The 19,907-nt window shown below is 60.4% G+C and carries 16 protein-coding genes; 5 read left to right on the top strand and 11 right to left on the bottom strand.

Going from position 1 to position 19,907, the window contains the following annotated elements; translation table 11 throughout:
- Positions 1-20: 20 nt before the first annotated feature.
- From AO065_RS11470 to ptsP, 4 genes are all read right to left on the bottom strand, one after another.
- Positions 21-1,595, bottom strand: coding sequence for an alkaline phosphatase D family protein (locus AO065_RS11470; protein WP_004881576.1), 1,575 nt, complete (start codon positions 1,593-1,595; stop codon positions 21-23).
- Positions 1,596-1,971: 376 nt separating this feature from the next.
- A complete protein-coding gene (locus AO065_RS11465) occupies positions 1,972-3,714 on the bottom strand; it encodes a PTS fructose-like transporter subunit IIB (protein ID WP_004887504.1) in 1,743 nt (580 codons plus the stop codon).
- Between the two features lie 12 nt (positions 3,715-3,726).
- Positions 3,727-4,668, bottom strand: coding sequence for a 1-phosphofructokinase (pfkB, locus tag AO065_RS11460; protein ID WP_004887502.1), 942 nt, complete (start codon positions 4,666-4,668; stop codon positions 3,727-3,729).
- Positions 4,668-7,538 (bottom strand): phosphoenolpyruvate--protein phosphotransferase, encoded by a 2,871-nt coding sequence (gene ptsP, locus AO065_RS11455; RefSeq protein WP_004887499.1) that lies wholly within the window; start codon positions 7,536-7,538, stop codon positions 4,668-4,670. Before ptsP ends, pfkB begins: the two co-directional genes overlap by 1 nt.
- Positions 7,539-7,877: 339 nt before the next feature.
- Here ptsP and cra point away from each other — a divergent pair, with 339 nt between their 5' ends.
- Positions 7,878-8,873, top strand: coding sequence for a catabolite repressor/activator (gene cra / locus AO065_RS11450; RefSeq protein ID WP_004887498.1), 996 nt, complete (start codon positions 7,878-7,880; stop codon positions 8,871-8,873).
- Positions 8,870-9,658, top strand: a complete 789-nt coding sequence (locus AO065_RS11445; RefSeq protein ID WP_032652364.1) for a TatD family hydrolase — start codon at positions 8,870-8,872, stop codon at positions 9,656-9,658. Before cra ends, AO065_RS11445 begins: the two co-directional genes overlap by 4 nt.
- A 7-nt stretch (positions 9,659-9,665) precedes the next feature.
- Here AO065_RS11445 and ampE read toward each other — a convergent pair whose 3' ends face one another.
- From ampE to AO065_RS11430, 3 genes are all read right to left on the bottom strand, one after another.
- Positions 9,666-10,502 carry a regulatory signaling modulator protein AmpE gene (ampE, locus tag AO065_RS11440; protein WP_004887493.1) on the bottom strand — a complete coding sequence of 279 codons (837 nt, stop codon included), beginning with the start codon at positions 10,500-10,502 and terminating at the stop codon, positions 9,666-9,668.
- A 15-nt stretch (positions 10,503-10,517) separates the two neighbouring features.
- The gene (gene ampD, locus AO065_RS11435; protein ID WP_004887491.1) at positions 10,518-11,066 is read right to left on the bottom strand and encodes a 1,6-anhydro-N-acetylmuramyl-L-alanine amidase AmpD; all 549 of its coding nucleotides are present in this window, start codon (positions 11,064-11,066) and stop codon (positions 10,518-10,520) included.
- A gap of 165 nt (positions 11,067-11,231) precedes the next feature.
- Positions 11,232-13,478, bottom strand: coding sequence for a DUF1631 domain-containing protein (locus AO065_RS11430; RefSeq protein WP_004887489.1), 2,247 nt, complete (start codon positions 13,476-13,478; stop codon positions 11,232-11,234).
- A 332-nt stretch (positions 13,479-13,810) separates the two neighbouring features.
- Here AO065_RS11430 and nadC point away from each other — a divergent pair, with 332 nt between their 5' ends.
- From nadC to AO065_RS11415, 3 genes are read left to right on the top strand one after another with little or no spacing between them, the layout of a single operon-like run.
- The gene (nadC, locus tag AO065_RS11425) at positions 13,811-14,659 is read left to right on the top strand and encodes a carboxylating nicotinate-nucleotide diphosphorylase (RefSeq protein WP_004887488.1); all 849 of its coding nucleotides are present in this window, start codon (positions 13,811-13,813) and stop codon (positions 14,657-14,659) included.
- A gap of 53 nt (positions 14,660-14,712) precedes the next feature.
- Positions 14,713-15,801 (top strand): AIM24 family protein, encoded by a 1,089-nt coding sequence (locus tag AO065_RS11420; RefSeq protein WP_004887487.1) that lies wholly within the window; start codon positions 14,713-14,715, stop codon positions 15,799-15,801.
- Between the two features lie 53 nt (positions 15,802-15,854).
- Entirely contained in the window at positions 15,855-17,096 is a 1,242-nt protein-coding gene (locus tag AO065_RS11415; RefSeq protein WP_004887484.1) for a VWA domain-containing protein, read from the top strand.
- Between the two features lie 72 nt (positions 17,097-17,168).
- Here the strand turns inward: AO065_RS11415 and AO065_RS11410 are convergent, their stop codons facing one another.
- Genes AO065_RS11410 through AO065_RS11395 form a run of 4 tightly spaced genes read right to left on the bottom strand, consistent with a single transcriptional unit; the run spans position 17,169 to position 19,899 of the window.
- Positions 17,169-17,747, bottom strand: coding sequence for a TerD family protein (locus tag AO065_RS11410; protein WP_004887482.1), 579 nt, complete (start codon positions 17,745-17,747; stop codon positions 17,169-17,171).
- A 36-nt stretch (positions 17,748-17,783) separates the two neighbouring features.
- Positions 17,784-18,359, bottom strand: a complete 576-nt coding sequence (locus AO065_RS11405; protein WP_004887480.1) for a TerD family protein — start codon at positions 18,357-18,359, stop codon at positions 17,784-17,786.
- Between the two features lie 29 nt (positions 18,360-18,388).
- Entirely contained in the window at positions 18,389-19,423 is a 1,035-nt protein-coding gene (locus AO065_RS11400) for a TerC/Alx family metal homeostasis membrane protein (protein ID WP_004887478.1), read from the bottom strand.
- A gap of 26 nt (positions 19,424-19,449) precedes the next feature.
- On the bottom strand, positions 19,450-19,899 hold the full coding sequence (locus AO065_RS11395; protein ID WP_004887475.1) for a tellurite resistance TerB family protein: 450 nt from the start codon (positions 19,897-19,899) through the stop codon (positions 19,450-19,452).
- Positions 19,900-19,907 lie beyond the last annotated feature (8 nt).

Raw genomic sequence — 19,907 nt, 5'->3', positions numbered from 1 at the left:
AAAACCGCCCACGCGAGGCGTCAGACGATGCGACTGGCCTCCACTACCGGCTGCAATTTACGCTCGAACACCGACACGCCGTCCAGATCGCGCAGGGTCACAGTCATTTCGCCACTCTGGCCATCGATGTTCACTTCGCCGAAAAACTGGAAACCGGCAAACGGTGAGGTGTTCTGCGCGGGCGGGGCCTTCTGGAACACCAGTTCGGGACCGAAGGTCTTGTCCAGCGTATTAGGCCCAAAGCTGCCTGCGTTCAAGGGACCTGCGACAAACTCCCAGAACGGGTCGAAATCCTGAAAAACCGCCCGATCCGGCTGATAGTGATGCGCGGCACAGTAATGCACATCGGCCGTCAGCCACACGCAATCGCGAATCTTCTGCGCACGCAGATACGCCAGCAGTTCGGCAACCTCCAGCTCACGCCCCAGCGCAGGGCCGTCATTGCCGTTGGCAATTGCTTCCCAGCGTACAACGCCGGGGCTCACTTCGCCGTCCGGCACACCGAGGCCGACCGGCATGTCAGCGGCAATGATTTTCCATTGCGCTCTTGAGCCCTTGAGTTCGCGTTTGAGCCAGTCCAGTTGTTCGCGCCCGAGGAAGGCGGTGGTCGGGCCCGGCTTGTCGGCCAGGTTGGCATCGTTGCCATCCCGATAGCTGCGCATGTCCAGAACGAACACATCCAGCATCGGACCGTAGGGAATCTTGCGGTAGATCCGCCCGCCGTTGTCGGCTTCCTGCAGGCGCAGCGGTGCGTATTCCAGATAAGCCTGGCGTGCGCGGGAGGACAGCAGCTGAATGTCCTTGACCTTGTAACGGTCATCCAGCTGCTTGCTGGGCGACCAGTTGTTGGTCACCTCGTGGTCGTCCCATTGCCAGATCTGCGGCACCTCGGCGTTGAACCGGCGCAGGTTTTCATCCAACAGGTTGTAGCGGTAGTTGCCACGGTATTCGTCCAGCGTCTCGGCGACTTTGCTTTTCGCCTCGGTGGTGAGGTTGCGCCAGATGCGTCCGTCCTCAACCGTAATCTGCGCCGGGACCGGGCCGTCAGCGTAAATGGTATCGCCGCTGTGGATAAAAAAGTCCGGCAGGCGCAGGCGCATGGCTTCGTAGATGCGCATGCCGCCTACATCAGGATTGATGCCGAAGCCTTGACCGACTGTGTCGCCGCTCCACACGAAGCGGATATTGCGTCGCTGTTGCGGCATGCTGCGCAGATGGCCGAACCACGGCTCGCTGGCAACGCCGCTCTGCGCATCTTCGAAAGACACGCGATAGAAAATCGTTTGATCGACCGGTAAACCGGTCAGCTCGACACGCGCGGTGAAGTCAGTGCGCTGATCGGCCAGCGCCGACACCACACGCCGGGGCTGCGTGAACATGCTGCGCGTGTCCCACTCGACGATCATGCGCGAAGGACGATCGCTGCGACTCCAGACCATTGCGCGGTCGCCCAACACGTCGCCCGACTGCACGCCGTCGGTCATCTTCGGCCGGTCCTGCACCGACGCAATGACCGCCGGCGCAAGCCCCGGCAACAACAACCCGGCCCCGACGGCCTGAATGACACGGCGACGCTTGAGATCGAACTGGCTCACGGTTATCCCCTCGCAGACAGGCAAAAGAGCAACCTAGCAGGGGAATGTTGGGGGAGTGTGACAGCGAGGGCGAAGGGCTGTGAACCACATCAAAAGCGGACGCGGAGCGTCCTGAGCGGCATTCCCACGCGGAGCGTAGGAACGATCAGCGCGATCTCAAGCACGCCGATCATGCCCATGCTTGTGNGACTGAACTGGCGCCATCGCCGGCAAGCCGCCTCCCACGGGGTATGCATTCAGTCAGTCACTTTCGTTTTTAGCCCGGTTTTGCGCCTCTTCCGGACTTGTGTATAACGATGAGTGCTCCGCATGGGTATGCATCCGTGACGCTCTGCGTCACATCAGCAGCGGACGCAGAGCTTCCTGGACAGGGGTTTCAGGCACTGGCCGGGGCGACGTCCAGTTCGGCCACTTCTGGCCGCTTCAGCACCGCGTACACCACGCCCGTTACCACGCTGCCTACCGCGATGGCCAACAGATAAAGCAGCGCGTGGTTGATGGCGTTGGGGATGAGCATGACGAACAGGCCGCCGTGCGGGGCCATCAACTTGCAGCCGAAGTACATCGACAGCGCGCCAGTCAGCGCTCCGCCAACGACGCTCGCCGGGATCACGCGCAATGGGTCCTTTGCCGCGAACGGAATCGCACCCTCGGAAATGAAGCACAGCCCCAGTACAAACGCCGCCTTGCCTGCCTCGCGCTCGCTCTGGGCGAACTTGCGACGCGCCAGAAGCGTGGCGATGCCCATGCCGATCGGCGGAACCATACCCGCCGCCATCGCGGTGGCCATCGGCGCATAGCTCTGCGAAGCCAGCAGGCCAACGGAGAACGCGTAAGACGCCTTGTTGATCGGTCCACCCAGGTCAACACACATCATCGCGCCCAGTACCACACCCAACAGGATGGCGTTGGTGGTGCCCATGCTGTCGAGGAACTGGGTCAGGGCTTCGAGCATGCCTGCAACCGGCTTGCCGACCACATAGATCATCACCAGACCGGTGAACAGGCTCGACAGCAACGGGATGATCAGGATCGGCTTGAGCGCTTCGACACTTGCGGGCAGGCGTGCGTAACGATTGATCGCTGCGGCGCTGTAACCGGCCAGAAAGCCTGCCACGATGCCGCCAATGAAACCGGCCCCCAGTGTGCTCGCCAGTAAACCACCGATCATGCCCGGTGCAAGGCCCGGACGGTCAGCGATGGAGTACGCAATGTAACCGGCCAGCAACGGCACCATCAGTTTGAATGCTGCCTCACCCCCGATCTGCATCAACGCAGCCGCCAGCGTGCCCTGTTCCTTGAACGCGGTGATGCCAAACACGAACGACAGCGCAATCAGCAGACCACCGGCCACGACCATCGGCAGCATGAACGACACACCAGTCAACAGGTGCTTGTAAACGCCGGTCTTCTCTTGCCTGGCAGGCGACTTGGCCGCCGTTGCATCGGATTCGACCTGACCTTCCGCCAGCGCTTTCTTAAGCGTGGCGTCGGACTGTTTGAGGGCAATGCCCGTGCCGCAGCGATAGATTTTCTTGCCGACAAAACGATCGGTGTTGACCTCGATATCCGCTGCCAGCAACACCACATCGGCGTCAGCGATGGCCTTCGGACTCAATGGATTGCGCGCGCCGACCGAGCCCTGGGTCTCGACCTGCAGGTCATAGTTCAGACGCTTGGCGGCCTGCTGGATGGCTTCGGCGGCCATGAACGTATGGGCCACCCCAGTCGGGCACGCGGTGATCGCGACGATACGCGGTTGACCACCCGCGCTGCCAGCCGCTTCAGGGGCGGCAGCTTCTTGTGCGACATGGACCTGCGCGTCCTTGTTGGCGCGTTGCAGGAAGCCATCGACGTCCTGCAGGGCGTGAGACGGAGAATCCTGAAACAGACGCTTGCCGACAAAACGGCTCAGGTCCACAGGTCCGGTGTTGACGACCAGCACCAGATCGGCGGCCTCGATGTCTTGGGCCGACAGTTGGCGATCCGGCTTGTTGGGGTCGATGATCTCGACGCTGGTTTCCCAGCCCTGACGCATCGCCGCCGCTTCGAGCAATCGTGCACTGAGTACGCTGCTGACCTTGCCGTTCGGGCAGGCCGTTACTATGGCTAACTTCATGACGATCCTCTCTTATTGTTCTGTCAGGTTGCGCACTGAGACGCCGCCTTCGAGCCGCTTGAGTTGTGCGGTGTCGGTGATGCCGAAACCGATCTGGGTAACGGCCATGGCAGCGATCGCCGTGGCGGTGCGCAGTGTCGTGTGAGGCCCGTCACCGCTGATCAGGCCATGAACCATGCCCGCCAGCAGTGAGTCGCCCGCACCGACGGTACTGGCGACAGTGACCTTGGGCGGCAGGGAGTGCAGCGCCAGATTCGGGCTGAACCAGTGCACACCTTCCGAGCCCTGGGAAATCACCACGTGCTCGATGCCTTGAGTGTGCAGGCGAGCCGCCACTTCGGCCTGAGCGGCGATGGAAATGATCGGCGCGTCCAGCGCGTCGGCCAGTTCTTCCGTGTTGGGTTTGATCAGCCAAGGGCCTGCCGCCAGACCTGCGCGCAGAGCAAGACCGCTGCTGTCCAGCGCGACTTTAAGGCCCAGGTCCTTGAGCATCACCAAGAGTTTTTGCAGCCACTCAGGCGTCACGCCACGCGGCAGACTGCCTGCAACGACCACCACATCAAAGTCCGACGCAATCTGCTGCACGCGGGCGAACAGCGCCTGCTGCGCTTCTTCGCTGACCTGCGGGCCGGGACCGTTCAGGTCGGTGATACGACCGCTGCCTTCGGCCAGCTTGATATTGCTGCGGGTTTCGCCCGGAACGCGAACGAACTCGTCGACGAAGCCACGACGCTCGAACAGCGCCTCGAACGCCTGCTGGTTATCGACGCCCAGAAAACCGGCGACGGTCAGGTCATGCCCGAGATCCGCCAATACCTGCGCCACGTTCAGGCCCTTGCCTGCGGCGTGGGTCAGCATCGCATTGCTGCGATTGACCTGGCCCAGTTCGATCTGCCCCAGTTGCACCGTCAAATCGAGCGCCGGGTTCATGGTCAGGGTAAGAATCTTCGCCATTACAAGGCCTCCACGAGCGCACGGACTTCAGCGGCGCTGCCCACTGTGAGCGCATTTTGCGCCAATTGCCGAGCGCTGCTCAGCGTCAGTTCACGAACACAGGCTTTGACCTCACCAATACTGCGCGCTGAAACGCTCAACTCGTCAACGCCAAGGCCGACCAGTACCGGCACTGCCAGCGGATCTGCCGCCAGCTCACCGCAGACGCCCACCCACTTGCCATTGGCATGCGCGGCGCGCACGGTCATGTCGATCAGTTGCAGCACCGAGGGGTGCAAACCATCAGCCTGGGCCGACAGGGTCGGGTGACCGCGGTCGATGGCCATGGTGTATTGCGTCAGGTCGTTGGTGCCGATGCTGAAGAAATCGACTTCTCTGGCCAGTACCGGCGCGATCAGCGCGGCGGACGGCACTTCGATCATGATCCCCAGTTGCAGGTCGCTGACCGGAATTTCTTCGCGCAGACGCTGGGTCATGTCCCGCGCCTGACGCCATTCTTCAACAGTGCCGACCATCGGGAACATGATGCGTAGCGGCCCGCTGTTGGCGGCTCGCAGCAAGGCACGAAGCTGGCTTTCCATGACGTCCGGACGCTGCAGGGTCAGACGGATGCCTCGCACGCCGAGGAACGGGTTTTCTTCCTTGTCGATGGGCCAGTACGGCAACGGCTTGTCACCGCCGACATCCAGCGTGCGCACCACCAGCGGACGTCCGCCCAGGTCTTCGAGCACGCGGCGGTATTCGGCTTCCTGTGTGGCTTCGTCCGGCGCTTGCGAGTGCGCCATAAACAGCAATTCGGTGCGCAGCAGGCCGACGCCTTCCGCACCCTGCTCCACCGCAGCCGGTGTGCCGGTGCTGTCGCCGATGTTGGCGAACACTTCAACCGCGTGACCATCGCGAGTCACCGCAGGCTCCATGCGCAGCGCAGCGGCTTCCTTGAGGCGCTGCTCGCGGGCATCACGGTCCTGAATCGCACGCTGCATGGTGGCTTCGTCCGGCGCAACCGTCAGACGGCCGCGCTGGCAGTCCAGCAGCAATGCCGTACCCGGCTTGAGCAGCAGCACCTCTTCGCCAGCACCGACCAGCGCGGGAATACCCAGCGCACGGGCAACGATGGCGCTGTGCGCAGTCGCGCCGCCGCGTGCGGTCAGAATACCAGCGACTTGCGCCGGATCCAGACGCGCCACGTCAGACGGGCCGACTTCGTCCATCACCAGAATGTAGGGTTCGTCCGGAGCGGCAATCGTCTCGACGCCGCAGATCTGTGCCAGCACACGACGACCGACATCGCGCAGGTCCGCCGCACGCTCGGCCAGCAACGCATCCTGCAATTGTTCCTGCTGAACGGCAGCCGCTTCGATCACGCTTGCCCAGGCAGCGGCAGCGCTTTCGTCCTTGTTCAGGCGCAGCTCGACTTCGCTGGTCAGCTCCGGGTCATCCAGCATCTCCTGATGGGTGATGAAGATTTCGCGGATAGCCTTGGATTTGCTGCGCTGGATCAGGTTTTCGATGTCGCGGCGTACTTCGGCCAGCGCCTTTTGCAGGCGCTCGCGCTCAGCGGCGACTGATTCGCCTTGCTGTGGGTATTCGAAAGCCTGCAAGACCTGAACGTGCGCCGGGCCCATTGCGATGCCGGGCGAGGCAGGAACAGCCTGCAGCACGCTGCCTGCGGCCGGTGCATTGACGGGCTTGGCAACGACGGCGGCGGCCACTGGCGCCGCCTGGGTTTCGGACACGACCGGAAGCGGCTCGACCTCTTCACCCAGGCCCTGCTCCACGGCTGCAAGCAGCGCAGGCAAGGCGTCGGAAGCGATGGTCGGCTCAGCGATGAATTCCAGCGTCTGACCACGGCGTGCGCCCAGGCTGAGCAGTTTGCTCAAGCTCTTGGCCGACACGGCGGTATCGCCGGTTTCCACGATGCGCACACGAATCTCGCCGTCGAACTCCTTGGCCAGTTGCGCGAGGATCTTCGCCGGACGCGCATGCAAACCATGGGCGTTGGCCAGCTTGATCTGTTCGGTCGGCCACTCGGCGGGCAATTCGCCTCCCAAAGCCTGCAACACCACACGACTGTTGGTGGCATGGCCCAATTCGTGGCCGCGGCCTTCGATCAACAAAAGGCACAAGCGCTCAAGCAAGGCCTGATGGGCCTCACCGAGACTCGCCAGACAGAACAGGCCGGTCAGCGGCTGGCCCAGATAGCGAATCGGTTTGTCGGGGGTAACGAACGCAAGTCCAGGACGCTTGACGGTCTGCTCGCTGTGCAGCCACCACAGGCCATCGCCCAGCGACAGGGCTTCGACCTGCTGCAGCACGGCGGCAAAACCGTTGCTCACACAATCGGCCTTGCGCAGCAGGCGGGCACCGCGCCAGACCAGTTCTTCGAAATCGTCAGCCGACACGCCCAGGCTGATCATTTGTGCATCGAGCGCCAGCTCCTGAGGTGCGCCCTGCAGCAGTTTGAGCAGGTCTTCGGGCGTTTTGGCCTCACGCAGGGCCTGGCCGAGGTCTTCCTCGCCCAGCGCGCGGGTCAGCAGTTGCAGCAGGCGCAAGTGCTCGTCGGACTTGGCCGCGATACCGATGGCCAGATAGACCATCTGGCCGTCGCCCCAGTCCACCCCTTCGGGGAACTGCATCAAGCGCACGCCGGTGGTGGATACAAGGTCGCGGGTTTCAGGGGTGCCGTGCGGGATGGCGATGCCCTGACCGAGAAATGTCGAACCTTGCTGTTCGCGGTTCATCAACCCGGTGAGATAGCCTTCTGCAACCAGACCATCAGCGACCAGGTGGTCGGCAATCAATTCAAGTGCGGCATTTTTATCCACAGCCGACTGGGCCATGGATATTTGCTCCAGAGTGAGTTCGAGCATTGCCTTGACTCCTGTGCAGCGCCAAGGCGCCACCTGATTCTTGTTTTAATGACGATCTACGGGATCGACAGCTTGGGGGGATGAAGTGCTATCCATCGGACATCGCTTTCATCTCGATTGCAGCAGACAATGCGACTGCTGAAACGTTTAATCTACAATTGCCCGGCACGTTACTCGATTCTGTGGATTCATTGAAGCCCAGTCGGTCTGATCCTGTAGGAGAAGTCCCAAAATACTTGCAGTAGTTGGGGTTATGCCACGGTCTCGTGTAAAGATGACCGTCATACAAAAGTTTTTTCGACTGTCGTAAGCCACGCCAATAACAAAAGGAAATTTGCGGTGAAACTGAGCGATATTGCGCGTCTGGCAGGTGTTTCCGTCACCACGGCCAGCTACGTGATCAACGGCAAGGCTGAACAACAGCGCATCAGCCCCGCCACGGTCGAGCGAGTGCGGGCCGTGGTCGAAGAACATGACTTCCGGCCCAACCCTCAGGCGGCAGGCTTGCGCAGTCGGCACAGCAAGACGCTGGGCTTTATCCTGCCGGACCTGGAAAACCCCAGTTACGCACGCATTGCCAAGCTGCTTGAGCAAGGCGCCCGGGCGTTGGGCTATCAGTTGCTGATCGCCAGTTCCGATGACGACCCCGTCAGCGAGCTACAATTGCTGCAAGTGTTTCGCGCACGCCGCTGCGATGCGTTGCTGGTCGCCAGTTGCCTGCCGCCCAGTGATGACAGCTATCGCGAACTGCAGCTCAAAGGCCTGCCGATCATCGCCATCGACCGGGAGATGAACCCGGAGTTTTTCTGCTCGGTGGTCAGCGACGACCACGACGCCAGTCTGCAACTGACCCATAGCCTGCTGGAAACCAACCCACGGCATATAGCCCTGCTCGGTGCTCGTCCGGAACTGAGCATCAGTCGCGCCCGTGCGGCAGGTTTCGAACATGCCCTCAATGGTTTCGCCGGAACCACTATCGTGGAGCATGGCGAAGCCTTCAGCAGACAGTGCGGCCAACGTCTGATGACGGAACTGCTGCAGCGTCTCGGACATTTCCCTGATGCGCTCATCACCACGTCGTATGTGCTGCTGCAGGGCGTGTTCGATGTTCTGCAAAGCCAGACGCTGAATTCGACTTCGCTGCATCTGGGGACTTTCGGTGACACGCAATTGCTGGACTTCCTGCCGCTGCCGGTCAATGCCATGGCCCAGCAGCATCAGAAAATTGCCGAGACCGCTCTGCAGCTGGCGCTCGCAGCCATCCAGAAAAACGAATATCAGCCCGGCGTGCATGCCATCGTACGCACCTTCAAGCAACGCATTCACAAGGAATGAGCATGGCGCTGATCGACACCCATACCCACCTGGACTTCCCGGACTTCGATGCAGATCGCGCGCAGGTTCTGGACAGGTGTCGGTCGCTGGGCGTTCAGCGCATGGTGGTGCTCGGCGTCTATCAGCGCAATTGGCAGCGACTGTGGGAACTGACCCTAGAAAATCCTGCGCTGTACGCAGCGTTCGGGCTGCACCCGGTCTACATCGATGAACACGTGCCCGAGCATCTGACGGAATTGAGTGACTGGCTGACGCGTCTCAAGGGCCATCCGCAACTCTGTGCTGTGGGCGAGATCGGGCTGGATTATTACGTTGAAGGAATGGACAAGGCGCGCCAGCAAGAGGTCTTCGAGGCGCAGTTGGAACTCGCAGCGACATTCGAGTTGCCTGCGTTGCTGCATGTGAGGCGCAGTCACGCCGACGTGATCGCCACACTCAAACACCACAAGCTCAAACGAAGCGGCGTCATCCATGCCTTCGCGGGCAGCCGGGAAGAAGCGCGGGAATACATCAAACTGGGGTTCAAGCTGGGTCTCGGTGGCGCAGCAACCTGGCCGCAGGCGCTACGCATGCATCGGGTCATCGCCGAACTGCCGCTGGACAGCGTGGTGCTGGAAACAGACTCACCGGACATGGCGCCCGCCATGTACCCCAACCAGCGCAACAGTCCCGAGCACTTGCCCGACATCTGCAACGCGCTGGCGGCGTTGATGAACGTCAGCCCGGAGCAGTTGGCACAGGCCAGTACGCGCAACGCGCATGACCTGTTTGGCTGGCCGCTTTAAAACAGGATCAGACCAACAGCGTCCACAGTGCAAAGCCCGCGTACCAGACGATGGCCGCACGGATCAGCAACTCCCAGAGCATGTCGAGACTGTTCACCCCTTCGGCACCCAGCACCGGCGACGGCACTTCGCTGGCCGCGCATCCGATACGCGTAATGAGTTGCGCTGCGCTGATGTTCCAGTTGAGCAGCTCGTGCAGCATCAAGCGGCTGACCGCCACGAAATTACCCACCAGAGCGAAGCTGGCCGCCAGCAGCCTGACCGGCACCCAGTCGAAGGCATGACGCAGTTGCGCGGCTCGCTCGACCAGCGCCGGGGTCGTACCGTTTTCGGCAGCCAGTGCCAGCAGTCGATACGCCAGCGCCGCCACCGGGCCCAACAGGAAATACCAGAAGATGACCGCGAAGAAGCTCTGATGCGCCTGCCAGAGCATGTAGCTCTGCACGCCCTGCAGCAGTTGCTGACTGTCATCGGCCTGCACGCCCATGTCCCGTTCGGCGACATGCACGGCCGCCTGAGCGTCGCCGCGCCTGCAGGCATCACGAAACGGTCCCAACGCAGCAATCAGGTCGCCGCGTCCCAGGCTGTAGATCAGCACCAGCAGGTGAATCGGCAGGGCCAGCCAGCCGTAAGCCACCGAGCCAACAATGGTCAGCAACAGTTGCAGCACGATAACCGGCAACAGCACCAACAGCGCCAGGATCAGCCAGGGTCGCGACGTGGTCCGGGGGCCCGATTCAAGTCGCGCCAGCTGTTTCAGAAAAGGACCATCACGCTGCACGCGCTGACGCAGCGCAGAAAACTTCTCTACCAAAACGGCCAGCAGTAACACCAGAAAACTCATTGTTCGTCCCTCACTTCAATCCTGCAAAGCCGCTTGAAATCTGCCCCAGTCAAAACAGGGCCCCGGATCGGTCTTGCGTCCCGGCGCGATATCACTGTGGCCACAAATACGCTCAGGGGTGATGGCGGTATAGGCCTGCCGCAGCTGACGTGTCAGCTCGATCAACGCAGCGTACTGCGCGTCGGTGAAGGGCTGATCATCGGTCCCTTCCAGCTCGATCCCGATGGAAAAATCATTGCAGCCTTCACGCCCCTGAAAACTGGAAACACCTGCGTGCCAAGCCCGATCAAGGCAAGAGACGAACTGAATCACGTCGCCATCACGTTCAATCAGAAAATGCGCTGAAACCGTCAGATGGGCAATGCCTTCGAAGTAAGGATGCTCGGTGGTATCCAGCTGATTCTGAAAGAAGGCCTGGACCTTACCGGTCTTGAACTGGGCGGGTGGAAGGCTGATGTTGTGGATCACCAGCAACGAGATCTCGCCTTCGCGACGCGAATTGAAGTTGGGCGAAGGGCAGTGCTCAACACCCTGGCACCAGCCACTGGCGCAATCGAGCTGCATGAAAGCTCCTTGAGCAGACACATGAATGACGTCCAGTATGCCCGCGATGGAAATGGATGTGGGGATTGAACAGCAGCCTGTGCCGTAAGAAATGGCTGTTTGGCGTGAAGCGCAAAACCTACGAAGAGACACTGTGCCTGCACGGGGCAGACACCGTCACAAGAATCAGGCGCCCTTCTTGAGTTTGCGCAGGTTGCTGATCACCGACTCCAGCGCCCGATCGAACAGCAGCGCGTCGTCCAGAACACGGACAGCGCCGCGACGGAACTCGACGGCCAGCCCCATTCGGGTCTTCTCCAGCACTTTCATGCCGGTGCGATTGACGAACACATAACGCCCGCTCGGCTCGACAATCGCGGTCAGTTTGCAGCGCAGCTTGTGCTCTTCGTCTTCCTGGATCTCGACCCAGCAACCGACGCGCAGCGTGTCCACCATGCGCAGACCGGCATCATCCTCGGCCAATTGGACGGCAGGTTCTGCAAGACCGGCTTCCTCGGGCGCAATGAGGACAATTTCTTCCATGACTTCCATCATGCTCGGCCCTTCGGAGACCGATCCGGACGGCGAGTCGGTCTGAACGTCAGCGTCCTGCAAGCGGGAAAAATGCTGGAACGCCTGAACATGCAGCGTTTCCAGCTGGCTGAAGAATTCGCTGGTGGCAAACGGATCGAAAGCCGCACTGGTCAGCCCGTCACGCAACGCCTTGAGCAGGCCAGGCACCAGATCCAGCAGTTGCTGACGTGCCTCGGGGTCGTCGTGCAGCTCGACGCTCCAGATCAGCTCATCCATCGTCGCCAGTCCGGCCTGCCATTCAGCCGAGCCGTCACCGTGCTTGAGGCAGGTCAGCAACAGCACCTTGCTCCAGGCTTCCTGAAGCAGACGCACCACCGCTTCCGGAAGGGTCTTGCCCAGCAGGCGCTGATTCAGCTCCTGCTGCACGCGCTGACGCGCCAGTTCGGCCCGAGCCCGACCTTCCTCGGCATCGCGGGTACGCTGCTCGAGCAGTTCGCTGCGGCGACGTTCATCGCTGGTAAACGCGAGAAAGTCAGCCAGCAATTCGGAGAAGATCGCCGTGTCGTCGACGAAATCGTTGAGCAGGCGCTGAACAATCTGCTCGACCCGCAGGTAGAGCGAATCGCGCTGATAATCGTCGCGTCCACCCCAGCCGAGCGCCGCAGTGGCAATCTCGTTGAGCAGACGACGGGCAGGATGGCTGCCACGACTGAAGAAACTCTTGTCGAGCACTGCCACCTTGAGCATCGGAATCTGCAGGCGTCCGATAAGCGCACGCAAGGACGGCGGCAGGTTGCGATCATCGAGAATGAATTCGAACAGCATGGCGATCAGGTTGATCACATCCTCATCGCCCGAGCCCACGCTGCGGGATTTGCCACTCCTGACACTGACCCGTGTCAGCAGTTGCTCAAGCTGGTTGCGCAGATCGAACTCGTCGGTGGTTTCCTGGGACGGCACGTATTGCTGCAAATGAGAAAGCAGGCGCAGCAGGTCCTTGCTGGAGATCGGCCTTACCTCGTCATCGTCGAGCTTGTGACGTGGCGCCAGACTGCCGCGAACCTGCAGCAGCAATTCCTGCAAGGCCGAAAAGACTTCCTGCACGCCTTTGTCGAGCTTGTCGGCGGCCTGTGCCAGAGCGGGATCGGACAACTCCGCAGCCACCGACCTTGAGGCAGGACGATCCGAAGAACGGCGCGCAGGCAGGGCTTTCATGTCCGGCAGGATGCCCGTGGCGATCAGCAACTGGTTGGCTTCGCCGTACAGGTGGTCCGTGTTGCTCAGCACGTACCGCTCGAACAGCTTGAGGATGATCAGCTTGACCTTGATCTCGACACCCAGACTGCGCGCGGCTTCGAGAAAGAGCCGACACAGGATCGCAGGACCAACCGGGTTGGTTTCGTCGGTGACAGGCTGAGTCAACAACGCATTGAGACGTGCCGTGAGCTGACCAAGAGCGAGACTGTCGCGGCTCATGACCTTGGCGACCATGGCATCCACCGCTACGGTCTTTTCCAGGTCGTCGTTCTGAACCAGTGCCAGCTTGTCGAAAGAGACCGCCGCAGGAAGGACCGGCTCGGTGATCCGGTATTGACCAAGAGACAGGAAAGACTCGTAAAACTTGTCGAGAAAGCCGCGCTCTATGCTTTTGCGCTTGAGGCGGAGGTCGCGCATCGCTTCGAAAAAGATGCTCTGTTCGGTGTTGCTCCTGGCGCGGTCGGCCATCTCGAAAAGTGTGTCGTCAGCATTGTCGAACAGCGCCTGCAGCGCTTCCTTGAGTTGCTGTGCGGCCTTGTCGCGCACTTGCAGCAACACCACGGGCAGCCGGGCCAGAGGAGCATTCGCCCCCAGCGCAGATGACATTTTGCTCAACGGCACTACTTTTTCGTCGTTCGGCATTACACCCTCTACAGGAAACGACCTGAACCTCGCACAGACCTTGATCTGGAAAAGATTCCCATGGCAAGGCGCCACGTCAAACCTCTGACGTCAAATACTGGTCGAATTATGTTTCAAACCTGTATTCAACGCCAGCAGTCTCTTTCGCCCACGAAAGGGCGAAGCACCTGAACCGCTATGCGTGGGTAGACCGCGTGTTTTGCGTTACATCGCAAAGCTTTTTACAAAACCGACCAACAGCATGTCTCGACAGGCAGACATCGCGCCTGGCACGGGTGGGTTACACGAGAGCCGTGGCTTATACTCGTTCGACTTTGTGAGTGGAGCCCGCTATGCCGAATTTACGCCTTGCCGCCCTGACCGCCGAAATCGAAGCCAATGTGCGTCGCGCATTGCTTGAGGACGTCGGCAGCGGCGACATCACCGCCCAACTGATCCCGGCAGAGCGACTGGCCAAGGCCACGATCATCTCGCGTGATGCTGCCGTCATTGCCGGAACTGCCTGGGTCGATGCGGTCTTCCGTCAACTGGACCCTCGCGTGGCCGTGCATTGGCAGGTCAGCGACGGCGACCGCGTCAGCCCCGATCAGGCACTGTTTCATCTGGAAGGCCCGGCCCGCTCGCTGCTGACCGGCGAGCGCAGTGCGCTTAATTTTCTGCAACTGTTGTCAGGCGTCGCTACCCGGGCGCAGTACTTTGCCGACATGGTATCGGGCACCCAGGTCAAGCTGCTCGATACGCGCAAGACCCTGCCCGGCCTGCGTCTGGCGCAAAAATATGCAGTCACCTGTGGCGGCTGCCACAACCACCGCATCGGTCTGTACGATGCGTTCCTGATCAAGGAAAACCACATCGCAGCCTGTGGCGGCATCGCCCAGTCCATTGAAGCCGCCCACAAAATTGCTCCCGGCAAGCCGGTGGAAGTCGAGGTGGAAAGCCTGGCCGAACTCAGGCAGGCACTGGATGCCGGAGCGGACATCATCATGCTCGACGAACTAAGTCTGGAGGACATGCGCGAAGCAGTCCGGCTGAACGCTGGCCGCGCCAAACTCGAAGCCAGCGGCGGTATCAACGACGATACGCTGCGGGTCATTGCCGAGACCGGGGTCGACTACATTTCCATCGGCGCGATGACCAAGGATGTAAAAGCCGTAGACCTGTCCATGCGACTGAGCATCTGACAACCTGCGCTGACGACTTCTCATCACTCATCAGGCCGGAAGGAGCAAACGCCTTGGAAGACTGGTATGTCATGAACGCGGGCAAGCAACTCGGCCCGCTGGATTCAGCGGCCGCACGACTCATCGCTCGCGAATCGCCCGGCGCCTGGTGCTGGAAACCAGGCATGGCGGACTGGAAGCCCATCTATCAGGTCGCCGAAGTACGCGCCATGAAGAAGGATGGTGTCACGCCGTTCCCCGACCCGACACCGGACATGATCCAGCCAAAGCCTTCGGCGCTGCCTGCACAGGCAACGCCCTCCAGCGTCGCGGCACCGTCACAGGGTGGAGCGCCGCTGAAGCGTCCGTCCTTCACCCCCGATCCGAATGCCTCGGGCGGTTACGGCTCGGGGAGCGCAACCGATGGCGTGGACTTCAAGCTGTACGGCACGGAAACCCAGTTCGTCGAACTGGAACTCGATCGCGGGGAAAGCGCTGTCGCCGAGGCCGGGGCACTGATGTACAAGACCTGCGACGTGCAGATGGAAACCATCTTTGGCGACGGCAGCAACCAGTCATCGGGGCTGCTGGGGTCGCTGTTCGGTGCAGGGAAACGCATGCTGACCGGCGAAAGCCTGTTCACCACGGTCTTCTCGCAACAAGGCTCCGGCAAGGGTCGCGTCGCGTTCGCCGCGCCCTACCCCGGCACCATTCTGCCGCTGAACCTGGGCGACTTCGGCGGCAAGCTGATTTGCCAGAAAGACAGCTTTCTGGCAGGTGCAAAGGGTGTCTCCATCGGCATCCAGTTCCAGAAGAAAATCCTCACCGGCCTGTTTGGCGGCGAAGGTTTTGTGCTGCAAAAGCTTGAGGGCGACGGCTGGGTATTCGTGCACATGGGTGGCACCGTGCGCAAGATCGAACTGGCGGCCGGCGAAGGACTGGATGTGGACACCGGCTGCCTGGCGGCCATGACCCAGACGGTCGATTACGACATCCGCATGGTGGGCGGCGGCATCAAGTCGATGCTGTTCGGCGGCGAAGGCATGTTCTTCGCCAGACTCACCGGCCCCGGCACCGTGTGGCTGCAAAGCCTGCCGTTCTCGCGTCTGGCCGGGCGCATGCTGGCAGCCGGGCCTGCGGGCGTGGGCAGAAGCGAACGATAACGTCGAACCTGTCATCAAGGGCGCATGGGCGCCCTCATCGCCAAGGAAGAAACATGCTTATCTCACAAGGTCAACGCATCCCTCTTTCCACACTGATTCAAGGCACCGACCTCACGCTGTCCATCGCGATCAAGTCCGCCCATGTCATCGACTACGTGTGTTTCGGGGTCGATGCCCACGGCAAGCTGTCGGATGACCGCTACATGATTTTCTTCAATCAGCCGGCCAGCCCCTGCAGCAGCGTCAAGCAGATGAATGGCGGCGACTTCCAGCTCGCACTGTCCAGCCTGCCCGCCTCCATCGACCGTCTGGTGTTTACCGCCTCCATCGATGGCGCGGGCGTCATGAGCGACATTCAGGCCAGTCAGTTCAGTATCAGGGAAAACGGCACCGAGGTCGCCCGCTGCGAATTTTCCGGTGCGACCTTTGCCGCCGAGAAGGCGATCATGGTTGCGGACATCTACCGCAAGAACGGCGAGTGGCGCATCGCCTCGAACCTGCAGGGCTACAACGCCGGGCTCGACGCGCTGGTGGTGCATTTCGGAGGCGAGGTTGCTGAAGCACCTGCACCGGCCCCCGCCGCACCCGCGAAAATTTCTTTGGAAAAGAAGATCGCCGCAGCGGCACCTCAACTCGTGAGCCTTGCCAAAAAAGCGCAGGTCAGCCTGGAAAAAGCCAACCTGACCGACACCAGGGCGCGAGTCGGTCTGGTGCTGGATGCATCGGGTTCCATGAACCCTCAGTACACCCGTGGACACGTTCAGGAAGTGGTAGACCGGTTGATCCCCCTCGCCGTGCACTTCGATGACGACGGCGCGCTGGACTGCTGGGCGTTCGGTGCCAAACCCCAGCAGCTGTCGGCCGTCACGCTGGCCAACTTCAAGGACTTCATCAAGACCGATCACGGCGGTTGGAAGAATTGGGAACTGGGCGCTCGCGTCAACGATGAGCCCAAGGCAATGCGCAAGGTCATCGACTACTACAAGCAGTCGGGTGACAAGACACCTATCTATATTCTGTTCATCAGTGACGGTGGCGTGCATCAGGATCGCGAGATCAGCAAACTGATGGTCGAAGCCGCCAGACTGCCGATCTTCTGGCAGTTCGTGGGCCTTGGCGGACGCGGCTACGGGATTCTGGAGAAGCTGGACGACATGGACGGTCGAGTGGTCGACAACTGCAACTTCTTCGCCCTGGACCGACTGGACGAAGTGCCGGAAGAAAAGCTGTACGACTTGCTGATGGAAGAATTCCCGGACTGGCTCAAGGCAGCCAAGGGCGCGGGGATTCTGTAACACCTGACAGCGCGCCAATAAAAAACCCCCGCCATCGCTGGCGGGGGTTTTTATTGGGCGCGATGTTCGGGTTTAGCCGATCGACACACCGTGTGCTTCTGCCAGCGACTTGAGACCGCCTGCGAAGCCTTGGCCGATGGCCTTGAACTTGAACTCTTCACCGTTGCGATACAGCTCGCCGAAGATCATCGCCGTTTCGGTCGATGCGTCTTCCGACAGGTCGTAACGAGCGATTTCCTTGCCGTCAGCCTTGTTCAGAACGCGGATGTAAGCGTTCTGGACCTGACCGAAATTCTGCTTGCGCTCGTCAGCCGAGTGGATGGTCACGGCGAACACCAGCTTCTTCACAGTGGCAGCCAGGCCAGTCAGTTTGACTACAGCAGACTCGTCGTCGCCTTCGCCAGCGCCGGAGCGGTTGTCGCCCAGGTGCTCGACAGAACCGTCGGCAGACTTCTTGTTGTTGTAGAAAATGAAGCCGCTTTCGTCCAGAACCTTACCGTTTTCACCGACGATGAAAATGGAAGCGTCCAGGTCGAACTCGGTACCGTCGGTAACACGTGGATCCCAGCCCAGGCCCACGGTCACTTCTGTCAGACCAGGAGCTTCCTTGGACAGGGAAACGTTACCGCCTTTACTCAGACTTACAGCCATGTTCTTGATCCTTTTCTAAAAGAATGGAGGGACGAATCAGAAGTTCATGCCATACGAATTGGCGACGGCCTTGAGGCCACCTGCGTAGCCTTGGCCAATCGCACGGAATTTCCATTCGCCAGCGTTGCGATAGAGTTCGGCGAAAACCATTGCCGTCTCGGTCGACGCATCTTCAGCCAGGTCGTAGCGAACGACTTCGGCAGAGCTCTTTTCATTCACAACGCGGATGAACGAACCGCCTACCTGACCGAAGTTCTGCTTGCGAGCATCGGCTTCATGAATGGTCACGACAAACACGATTTTGTCGACATCGGCAGGTACACGTGCCAGATCGACCTTGACCACTTCGTCATCGCCGTCGCCAGCGCCAGTGCGGTTGTCACCGGTATGCTCGACCGAACCGTCGGCGCTTTTGAGCTGGTTGTAGAAAATGAAGTCAGCTTCACTGCGGACCTTGCCATTGGCGCCCAACAGGAATGCGCTGGCGTCCAGGTCAAAGTCCTGGCCGTCAGTGGCACGCGGATCCCAGCCCAGACCGATGAGGACATTGGTCAGCGTAGGGTCGGTTTTCGACAGCGAAAGGTTGCCACCTTTTTGCAGAGTCAAAGCCATGATTCGGTTATCTCCTATATCCAGTGTTTTTACGCTTTTTCTTCAGCCGGCTCTTCTTTACCCGGGAACAGCAGGCTGGCGACGATACCGATGACCAGAACAACCACGACAACCAACAGGCTGGCGTTGGCACTGATCTCGTAACCGTGATGGAAAATGTGGTTGGTTGCGTTCAGACCCAGCTTCAGGGCGATGAAGAACAACAGTGCGATAACTGCTTTCTCCAGGTGCACCAGGTAGCGCTTGAGGGCTTCCAGTACGAAGTACAGGGTACGCAGACCCAGGATCGCGAACAGCATCGCCGAGAACACGATCAGAGGCTCACGGCTGACGGCGATGATGGCCGGCACGGAGTCGAACGCGAACAGTACGTCGGAGATTTCAGCCACGACCAGACACAGGAACAGCGGCGTTGCGAACAGGGCACCTTTGGCAGCCAGGGTAATACCGGCGTTCTCAGGCTTCTTGACCTCTTCCTCCAGCACCGAGCGGCGAACGAAGAAGTTGCTGCCGTGCAGCTTTGGCCATACCGGGAACAGCTTCTTGGCGAAGCGGTAAGCCATGTGCTGGGAGTAGTCGATTTCTTCGTCATCGTCATCACCGGCACGCAGCATCATGATGGCGGTCCAGGCAACGATGATCGCGAACACCACTTCGACCCAAGGACCCAGCGCCAGCAGGCCGGTACCGATGGCGACGAAGATGCCGCGGAAGACGATGGCACCGATGATGCCCCAGTACAGAACACGGTGGCGCAGGCCGTCCGGAATCTTGAACCAGGTGAACAGGGCCATGAACACGAACAGGTTGTCGACGCTCAGTACTTTTTCCAGCGCGTAACCGGTGACGAACAGCGTGGCGACTTCAGAACCGTGCTGAACATACAGAAAACCGGCAAACGCCAGCGAAATGGCAACCCAGAAAACCGACCAGGCAGAGGCCTGAGCAAGTGTGATCGGCTTGTTCCCGCGGTGGGAAAACATGTCGATGGCCATGGCCGTAATGGCCAGACCAATGAACACGGCCATCGTGAGTGGAGGGAAGCCTAGAGAGGTGCTTTCCATTTAACTGCGTTCCTTAGGGTAAAAAATTACAGGTCGAAATCGGACGGGTTCAGGCCAAGCTCACGACAGATCGTGCGGCAGACTTCCCGCTCTTTCTCGTCGAAGCTGCCATCTGCACCACCGATGGCACAGCAGACACGCACCAGCAGACGGGCGGCATCTTCTTTCTTCTTGATCTTGCCGATGGTTTTCAACGCTTCGGCGCGACCGATTTCAAAGTCGAATTCAAACTTGGAGCACGCTTCCTGAAAGCCCTGGATAACGTCCTTCATGTCGAAAACTTTCAGTTCCTGAGAGTTCTGGATGAAGCCCGCCATCTTCTGCTTTTCGCTGGAACTGATATCGCCATCGGCGGCAGATACCAGAGCGCAACCGGAAACCACGGCATCCATGAATTCACGGTTCTTGAATTTCGAGACTTCGGTGGCCAGTTTGTCACGAGCCGCTGTTGCGTTTGTTTTCAACCAGTCCAGCATGTCCATCT

This window comes from Pseudomonas viridiflava, from assembly GCF_001642795.1.
GTDB lineage: Bacteria > Pseudomonadota > Gammaproteobacteria > Pseudomonadales > Pseudomonadaceae > Aquipseudomonas > Aquipseudomonas viridiflava.
This window is presented reverse-complemented; position numbering and strand designations above follow the sequence as displayed.

What these genes read in the sequence shown, in the direction of transcription:
- AO065_RS11410 (WP_004887482.1), bottom strand. Translation starts at nt 17,747, where the DNA reads ATGGCTGTAAGTCTGAGTAAAGGCGGTAACGTTTCCCTGTCCAAGGAA.
- pfkB (WP_004887502.1), bottom strand. Translation starts at nt 4,668, where the DNA reads ATGGCGAAGATTCTTACCCTGACCATGAACCCGGCGCTCGATTTGACG.
- AO065_RS11445 (WP_032652364.1), top strand. Translation starts at nt 8,870, where the DNA reads ATGAGCATGGCGCTGATCGACACCCATACCCACCTGGACTTCCCGGAC.
- AO065_RS11465 (WP_004887504.1), bottom strand. Translation starts at nt 3,714, where the DNA reads ATGAAGTTAGCCATAGTAACGGCCTGCCCGAACGGCAAGGTCAGCAGC.
- AO065_RS11395 (WP_004887475.1), bottom strand. Translation starts at nt 19,899, where the DNA reads ATGCTGGACTGGTTGAAAACAAACGCAACAGCGGCTCGTGACAAACTG.
- AO065_RS11415 (WP_004887484.1), top strand. Translation starts at nt 15,855, where the DNA reads ATGCTTATCTCACAAGGTCAACGCATCCCTCTTTCCACACTGATTCAA.
- AO065_RS11430 (WP_004887489.1), bottom strand. Translation starts at nt 13,478, where the DNA reads ATGCCGAACGACGAAAAAGTAGTGCCGTTGAGCAAAATGTCATCTGCG.
- ampD (WP_004887491.1), bottom strand. Translation starts at nt 11,066, where the DNA reads ATGCAGCTCGATTGCGCCAGTGGCTGGTGCCAGGGTGTTGAGCACTGC.
- AO065_RS11400 (WP_004887478.1), bottom strand. Translation starts at nt 19,423, where the DNA reads ATGGAAAGCACCTCTCTAGGCTTCCCTCCACTCACGATGGCCGTGTTC.
- ampE (WP_004887493.1), bottom strand. Translation starts at nt 10,502, where the DNA reads ATGAGTTTTCTGGTGTTACTGCTGGCCGTTTTGGTAGAGAAGTTTTCT.
- ptsP (WP_004887499.1), bottom strand. Translation starts at nt 7,538, where the DNA reads ATGCTCGAACTCACTCTGGAGCAAATATCCATGGCCCAGTCGGCTGTG.
- nadC (WP_004887488.1), top strand. Translation starts at nt 13,811, where the DNA reads ATGCCGAATTTACGCCTTGCCGCCCTGACCGCCGAAATCGAAGCCAAT.
- AO065_RS11405 (WP_004887480.1), bottom strand. Translation starts at nt 18,359, where the DNA reads ATGGCTTTGACTCTGCAAAAAGGTGGCAACCTTTCGCTGTCGAAAACC.